At 57.6% G+C, this 7,250-nt stretch carries 7 protein-coding genes and 1 pseudogene; 2 read left to right on the top strand and 6 right to left on the bottom strand.

From position 1 onward, the window contains the following. Positions 1 to 288: 288 nt before the first annotated feature. Positions 289 to 660: a VOC family protein gene (locus tag BQ17_RS14600; protein ID WP_089728273.1), complete on the top strand. Its 372-nt coding sequence runs from the start codon at positions 289 to 291 to the stop codon at positions 658 to 660. A gap of 155 nt (positions 661 to 815) precedes the next feature. Here the strand turns inward: BQ17_RS14600 and BQ17_RS14595 are convergent, their stop codons facing one another. From BQ17_RS14595 to BQ17_RS14570, 6 genes and pseudogenes are all read right to left on the bottom strand, one after another. Then, the gene (locus BQ17_RS14595) at positions 816 to 3,332 is read right to left on the bottom strand and encodes a DEAD/DEAH box helicase (RefSeq protein ID WP_089728270.1); all 2,517 of its coding nucleotides are present in this window, start codon (positions 3,330 to 3,332) and stop codon (positions 816 to 818) included. Then, positions 3,329 to 3,598 (bottom strand): annotated as a pseudogene (locus tag BQ17_RS14590) (type II toxin-antitoxin system RelE/ParE family toxin); the annotation flags it as partial. The pseudogene BQ17_RS14590 and the gene BQ17_RS14595, both read right to left, overlap by 4 nt. A gap of 17 nt (positions 3,599 to 3,615) precedes the next feature. After that, entirely contained in the window at positions 3,616 to 3,801 is a 186-nt protein-coding gene (locus BQ17_RS14585) for a hypothetical protein (protein WP_089728274.1), read from the bottom strand. 212 nt (positions 3,802 to 4,013) lie between these two features. Further along, complete coding sequence (locus BQ17_RS14580; RefSeq protein WP_089728268.1) at positions 4,014 to 4,217, bottom strand: DUF2283 domain-containing protein; 204 nt, start codon at positions 4,215 to 4,217, stop codon at positions 4,014 to 4,016. A 1-nt stretch (position 4,218) separates the two neighbouring features. Further along, positions 4,219 to 4,455, bottom strand: a complete 237-nt coding sequence (locus BQ17_RS14575) for a hypothetical protein (protein WP_089728266.1) — start codon at positions 4,453 to 4,455, stop codon at positions 4,219 to 4,221. Next, positions 4,452 to 6,830, bottom strand: a complete 2,379-nt coding sequence (locus BQ17_RS14570; protein ID WP_218068287.1) for a site-specific DNA-methyltransferase — start codon at positions 6,828 to 6,830, stop codon at positions 4,452 to 4,454. Before BQ17_RS14570 ends, BQ17_RS14575 begins: the two co-directional genes overlap by 4 nt. Here BQ17_RS14570 and BQ17_RS22805 point away from each other — a divergent pair. Beyond that, positions 6,774 to 7,250, top strand: a 477-nt coding sequence (locus BQ17_RS22805; protein WP_218068286.1) for a hypothetical protein, incomplete at its 3' end; no start/stop codon positions are given. The two genes, BQ17_RS14570 and BQ17_RS22805, sit on opposite strands and share 57 nt — an antisense overlap.

Below are 7,250 nucleotides of genomic sequence, written 5' to 3'. Positions count from 1 at the left end.
CGCCGGGAGAGGGGTTGGGGAGAGGGGGTCAAAAAGATGAATCGCTCTACTTTTTCACTTATAGGTTTACCACTACCTTATGATGAAGACCTCACACGCAACTTGACACATCCCGGAATCGTTTGATCATCCAGGTTTCTGAGTCGAATCAAGCGCAAGCAAGGAATGCGAGTTCCTGCATTGCCGGTGGGAACCATTCGGGATCTACATGGAGCGAGGATCACATTGCCCCAACGAAGATGCAACCGTAACGAAGAATCGGCCTCTTTATCCCACAGGAGCTCACCCATGAACGAACACGCCATCAGTTGGTTCGCGATCCCTGTTACCGACCTGGAACGTGCAAGGACCTTCTACAGCACCCTGCTCGGTATCACAATGCCCGATCTTGTCACCCCGGCTGGGACCTGCGCAGTGTTCCCCCAGATGGAGACCGGCATCTCCGGCTCTTTGAATCCCTTTATGGGCTTTAAGCCAAGCGCCGACAGCGGCGTGACCATTTGGCTCGATGCGGGCGATGACCTACAGGTTCCACTCGATCGTGTTGCAGGGGCGGGCGGTAAAGTGCTGCAGCCCAAAGAACAGATCGGCGAGTTCGGCTACATCGCGATGATCCTCGACACCGAGGGGAACCGCATCGGCCTGCATTCACCGAACTAGGTCGTGTTGACATTTAGAAGGTCCGCACAGCAGACTCTACCTCAGACCCGTAGGGTGGGCTGTGCTCACCAGCTAGGCACGGTAGTGGTGGGCACAACCCACCCTACGGGTTACCCGCAAAATATGCAGAAGGGGATGAAATGTCAGCGGCATCTTTAGCGGACCACTGCTTCAGCGTCGAAAACCTGGTCGAGCTGGCTGTTGGTAGTCACCGCCAAGACCTGTTTCCGAACGGCATCATTCCCGACATCCAACCGGAAATACCGCTCCACCCTATCGGCTCCCTTCTGCTTGCGGATCAATTGTATCCGGTCGAACAAGGCCCAGTGCCGCTCCGCGAACCTGGCCAGGCCCACGGCCTTGGCGGCATTGTCCTTCAAACTCGGATCATGGGGCTCCAGAATATCGAACAGAAAACCCTTTGAATCCCGCCTCACCACCAGCAGATCGGGGAACATGGGTTTCATGTTTCCCGCCTCCTCGTAAGGAATCTCCAGCGACCAGGGCTTGCGGTCCAGATTCCTCAGCCAAGCGATAGCCGACGCATCAGCCAATTCCTCCTGCAACACCGCCTGCTCCCAGGCCCCGAGATCTGCCCGAAACCTGCCGTCCTCTTCGAGGAATAGGTGTTTGGCGTACTCGGCGGCCGTCGGGGAACGGCGGAAGTCGATAGTCTCCGGCAAGACCCACGGAATCGTCTGCGGAACGCTGGTAGCCAGGCGCAACCGCTGAAAATGCTGCCGCCGCTGCTCCTTCAGCTTGCCAATATCCCGCTTGTGCTGGGCATAGAGCGTATCGAATTGGCCCTCCGCAAAGGTCTCCAGGCGCTTCATCCCCGCGTGGTCCTGGGCCAGCACCACCGCCTCCACCTTCACCGCATCGGCGTCCCGATCCCCCCCTGTTTCGGACCGATAACGCCAGTAATCCATATGCAGCCCGTTGCCCAGTCGCCGCCCCGCTTGCTCAAAATGGCGGTCGATGTCGGCGGAAGCCGCCTCGATGCTGTACTCCCCCTCATCTTCCGCGACGCCGGCTCCATGCCCCACGGCAATGATTTTCAGATCGATGCCGGTAATCTGCTTGGCTCGTTCTTCGAGCGTCCCGGCATCCCGCAACCGCTGCACCTCCTCGACCATCTGCTCGACAATCCGCGTCTTCACCGTCCCTTGCGCGTCCGCGTCGATGCGGTCATGGGTCAACCCGCGCCCCAATCCCATCAAGCGGCGCAAGGCACTTTGCCTGCGCACGGCATTCACCCGGTAGGTCACCAGTTCGCCCAGTGCCTTAAATACCTCCTCCAGGCCCTCGCGGCGATACAGGGTCACCAACTCCCGGCTGGTGCCCGTTTCGGACGGCGGCACGTCTTCGACGTTCCTCAAATCCTCAATGACCGATTCCACCGTGGCCTGATCGTAATGGGGCAGGAACAAATGCACGTCGTTCAGCGCAGCATCGGCCTCCACCCGCCGCGCCAGCGGCGTCCGCACCATGCGCCCGAGCAGCTGGGCGATGTAGGTATGATCCTGCGCCCGGCGGAACGACATCATCACCTCGGCGCGGGGGCAGTCCCAACCCGTGGAGAGACTCATCTTGAACAGCACCACGCCGATGTTGCGCTCTTCCTCGATGCGGGAGGCCTCGATGCGTCGCACCCGGCGGCCATCCACATCCAGATCGCCGCTGTCATTGAAGGTGTGCGCCACCTCGCCTTCCCGCAGCCGGCGACCGATGGCGCTCTCCAGCGTCGCCAGGCTGGTACTCAGGTTGGTCCTGGTCAGCAGCTTGTCGCTGCCGTCCTCCACCTGAATCACCAGGATCGGCCACACGATCTCTTCATGCTGTTTTTGGCAATAGGCCGACCAACCCTTTTCGATGGTCTGCCAGCGGTGCGCCGCCTCGGCCAACAGCGTCATTTCCGCCTGACTGGCCGCATCCGGGTAATGGATCAGGATGCGGTCCTTGAGCAGCCCCGATTCCCGCACCTTCTCGGCCTCGATATAGACCTTGCGCACCGTGTGCGTGGTGCCCGCCAGCAACTCCTCGAACCGGCGCGGCGTGGCGGAGACCCCGATCACCTGCGGCATCCGGCACAGGCCATCCTCCGGGCTGCCCAGCAGGAACCGTTGCAGAATCGTCCGCGCCTTCTCCGCCGCCTTACCGCCGCGCATCCCCCGGTGGGCCTCATCGATCACTACATAGAAACGGTCCGGCACGGCCTGGGCGGTCTTGGTCAGAGTCTCCCAGATGCTGTGCTGCCGCCCGTCCCCCGTGCGCGTCAGCAGCTTCTCGCTGCCGAGCTTCTGGGTGTTCATGAAATAGATGTGGCCGCCCGCCAGCCGTTCGGCGTCGAAGCCGGCATCGATGGTCCTCAACATGCTCACCCGGTTTACCCGGTCCGATTTGCCCTCGATCTTCAGCCGGGTCTGCTCATTCAGTTCCGGCATATCCGAAATCCACAGGATGGCCGCGTCGGGCTGGGGATCGAATCCCGGCTCGCCGAAGAAGATGTCCTCGAACAGGGCCGTCATAACGATAGTCTTGCCCGCCCCCGTGGGCGCGGAAAAAGAGACCGCCTGGGGGTTATCGACCGCCGCCAGCCGCCGGGCCGTCGTCAGCTTGGTGCGCAATTGTTCCAGCGCATCTTCCTGGAAATCAAACAGTCCGACCTTCATGGCATATACCTGTCGATGTCCAAGGCGCCGTGAAATACCCCAAGCACATCGACCCGCATACCGTCTCTCCGGTACAAATAAGCGATGCGATAGTGCCCATAGAGAAGAATGCGCACTTCTCCCTCCGGGGTTTCCCGATAGCGGTAACCCATCTCGGGGAACACCGTCAACAGTTTTGCTTTATCATCAATCCCGAGGAGCACTCGTTCCGCGGCGGCGGGATTATCTCGCGCGATGTATGCATGAATCTCTTGCAACCAGCGCTTTGCCTCTTCGGTTCAATTCAATTGCACCATTGTTTTATTTGTTCACTCATCTCTTCACTATCGATAACGCGGTTTGCCCGGACATCGTCCAGGCCGCGTTCGACCATGCGATCGAAGGCCAATTCCCGGATTATTTCCTCGTAAGAGACATCCTCCGGCTGAGTCTCCAGCACCTCGCGCACTAATTCCTTAGCCGTAGACATGATTTTTCCTCTCGTCAGGTTGATGAGAACAGGGGTATTGCCTGACATTGAACACCGAATTTGGGCACGGACCATCCCAAGATGCGTTCGCCACTGGCCGGGCGTCCATTGATGCGGTTCGCGCCTCCTCATGATGCCATCCTGTAAGACCTACCGCGCTCACCGCATCCTACGAGGCCTCAGGCGGCTTGCCGTTCGGTGGAGATCCGGATTCACCCTGCGGCGGTGATCCGCTGAAATGCCAGCTCCCGCATATCCGCCTGAACCGATGCATGTTCGATCGTCATACCGAGTACATTGCCCTGTGCATCCAGGTCGATGTAGAGATTCTCGCTGATCTCGCGGGTCTCGGATACGGGGTGGTCGGACAACTCCATGTGCGCCGTATCCGTGTCTTCGAAATACTTGATCTTCATTTCATGGCTCCTGAAAGTCCCGGTCGAAAAAGGCGTTATGGACGGTCTCGCCATCTTCGAGCAGGACGATGCGCAGATATTTTTCCACCTCCGCAATATAACCCCACTTGCGAATCCGGCCATCCTTTTGAACCTGGGTAGCCAATGGCCGGCGATCTACCGCCTCGATCCACGCCAGCTCGATTCCTGCCCGGTCGGGCCGTTGACGGGTGTAGAGAAAATATCGGGTGAACTTCATGTCCCATCCCCGCCCTTGTTGATGACAAAGTTCTCCAGATAATCCCGGTAGAGCTGGATCAGATTCGGAACCTGCAACTGGCCCGCCATCTCCTGGAAGGCCTCCTCCGAATCCGTCACCAGAAACACATGGGTCAGATCCTCCCGACCTTCCAACTCGGCGGCAAAATCCGCGAACCGGGTTTCATCCACCAGCACGGCGAAGGGATTCCGTTCCGGGATCAGCATAGCCGGAAGCGGCTGGTTTGCCGGTAGCTCCGGGCGTGGCCCAATGGCCCCGGCCCGCAGCCAGAGCAGGGGCAGAATCTCCCGGAACTGGCGGCCCAGGGCCACATGGTCCTGGTCCAGGAAATCGAGCCGGAAATACTCCAGATTGGCGGCAAAGCCCTCCCGCATCGGGCGCTTTTCTTCCTCGGTAACGATGACTGGCCCGAGCAGATCATGGATGCGCACCTTCAAATCATCGAAGGTCGCCTTGCCGGCGGTAACCATGTAGAGATCGGTGATGTGTTCCTGATCCTCCAACGCCTCCAGCCAGGCATCGGCCTGCGACTCGTCGAACAGGATAGAGGCCGGGTGCTTCTCGGAGACCACGAATGCGGAATCCTTCTTGACCTCCGATTGCGGGATGCCGTCGATCAGGGCCACCAACTGTTTCTTCTTGGCGGCGGTATTCAAATCTTCGATGGAAGTGAAACCGATTTGCTGGAATTTGCGGGGCTTCTCCCTTTCTACGGTCTTGCTTGTGAGATATTCGCCGTCCAGTTCCGAGCCATCATCCCGTTTACCAAGAATCGTGTATTTGGAACGGGGCCAGGTGACAGATTGGCAGATGCCGTGTTGTTCCCAATTGGATTCACCAGGCTGATGACCTTGGTGTTTGAGCGATCTCGCCTCTTCATCGGAGACTTCATTGTTCGTAATGAGGATGCAGCGACGTTGACCACCATCCAAAGCGTTCAATAGATTTACGGCATGAAGCGTTGTCCCGGAACCAGCAAAGAAGTCGACAACGACACCATTTTCACGATCACGCAATACCGTGGCCAAAGAGTCTTTGACCGCATAAAGCGATTTCGGAAAAGAAAAGCTAGCTTCACTGCCAAGGATGTTTCGGAGCAAGCTCGATCCGTAATTACCAGAATCGTGCAATGGACGGTGCCACACGGTCTTGACATTTCTCTGTTGTGATTCCGTGTACTCAACATCGACTGCGCCTGACTCAGGGTCTCGAGCGATAACCTGGATTACGCCTTCATCAATCTGTCGGCGAGCCTTTTTGCCAAGGTATAGGATCGTCCATGTCTTCCTTCTTTCATCGTAGCCGCCAAGCTTAACGAAACCCTGCTCAACGAGTGTGCGCAGGGTCGGTGGACTCACCCGCCAGTTACCCAGAGAACCATCCTTACGCAGCGGCCATGCGACCGTTTTATCCAGCCCTTCCAGATCTGGGGTTTCATCCAACGGCAACGGATCACCGACATCTGTAATCCTTCTTTTCTCCGGATCGATGAAAATGGGGAAAAACAACAAATGCCGGTCTTGCCGCCTTGAATTCGTACCTCCCCGCAATAACCGCTCCCATCTCGGCTTAGTGAATCTGGCTCCTTCCCGTTCCGGCGAAAGAAGATCGTCAGGGGCAGCCGGCAAATAGGCTTCGGGTATAAAGGTAAAAAAGGCATATTCCTCGGAGCGCGACAGACGACCTTGGGCTACACCTTTTTGATTGATCACGATAGTAGCCATCTGGCGATTGCATTCTGAAAAGACCTGCTCAAGAAGCATCCCGAGATGATGTACTTCGTGCTCGTCGATAGTGACGATCAAGACACCAGTCTTCGGATTCAAAAGCCGCTTTGCGAGCGTCAGCCTTCTACGCATAAAGGTCAACCATTTGCTATGCCTCCAGTTGTCATTGGCATCCACATAATCATTGTTGTATTTCCAATCCCTCGCCCCGGTGTTATACGGCGGATCGATATAGATGCAATCCACCTGCCCGGCATAGAGATATTCCAGCAATTGCAGGGCGTGGTAGTTGTCCGCCTCGATCAGAGTATGCCAGGGGACATCCTCCGGCCCGTTCCGCACCTTGTCCACCGGCGTCAGGGCCGGAAAGATCGGCTCCCCGAACCGGCGCGCCACCACCAGATCATCCACCGGAATCCGGCGCGTCTCGCCGCTGCCCATGTTGCGGCAATGGGCCTCGCCGTCGCGGACGAATAGCACGCGCCACAGGTCTATTAGTGGTCCATCCCGCAAGGCCACTTTGCTGTGCCTGCGTATCTTGGCGCTGTAGATCGGAGTCAGTTCCGGTAAATGATCTTCGAACACCAGGCCGAACTTCTTCTCCTTGGTGATGCGGCGCAGCTCCACCGCCAGGCGCTCGCGCAACGCCTTGTCCTCGATCTGGGCAATCAGGTCGTCAATCGCCGCCACGGTTCGGCTCCTTGCTGGTTCCGTAGTTGTTCATGCTTAGTAACGATTCAAAAAAGAGAACCCAGAGAAAGAAACGCTAAGGCGCCAGGACGCCAAGGCGCAAAGGTTCTTTCTCTTTGCGTCATTGCGCCTTGGCGTCTTGGCGTTGTTTCTCATCTCTGTGCTCTCTGTGCTCTCTGTGTTCTCTGTGGTGAATCGGATGGGCATGCAGAGCACTGCGAAATCGACACCCTATTCAAGAGCTTGTCTCCCAATGGTAGTGACTCAGTTCGCGAAAAATCGGAAATTGCGAAAAAACGCAAGGACGCCAAGACGCAAAGAAAGAACAAAGAATCTTTGCGTCTTGGCGCCATTGCG

This window comes from Candidatus Thiosymbion oneisti (assembly GCF_900092655.1).
GTDB lineage: Bacteria > Pseudomonadota > Gammaproteobacteria > Chromatiales > Chromatiaceae > Thiosymbion > Thiosymbion oneisti.
The sequence above is the reverse complement of the archived record's forward strand: the minus strand, read 5'-3'. Positions and strand labels throughout refer to the sequence as shown.

What these genes read in the sequence shown, in the direction of transcription:
- BQ17_RS14575 (WP_089728266.1), bottom strand. Translation starts at nt 4,455, where the DNA reads ATGAAGTTCACCCGATATTTTCTCTACACCCGTCAACGGCCCGACCGG.
- BQ17_RS14595 (WP_089728270.1), bottom strand. Translation starts at nt 3,332, where the DNA reads ATGAAGGTCGGACTGTTTGATTTCCAGGAAGATGCGCTGGAACAATTG.
- BQ17_RS14600 (WP_089728273.1), top strand. Translation starts at nt 289, where the DNA reads ATGAACGAACACGCCATCAGTTGGTTCGCGATCCCTGTTACCGACCTG.
- BQ17_RS14580 (WP_089728268.1), bottom strand. Translation starts at nt 4,217, where the DNA reads ATGAAGATCAAGTATTTCGAAGACACGGATACGGCGCACATGGAGTTG.
- BQ17_RS14585 (WP_089728274.1), bottom strand. Translation starts at nt 3,801, where the DNA reads ATGTCTACGGCTAAGGAATTAGTGCGCGAGGTGCTGGAGACTCAGCCG.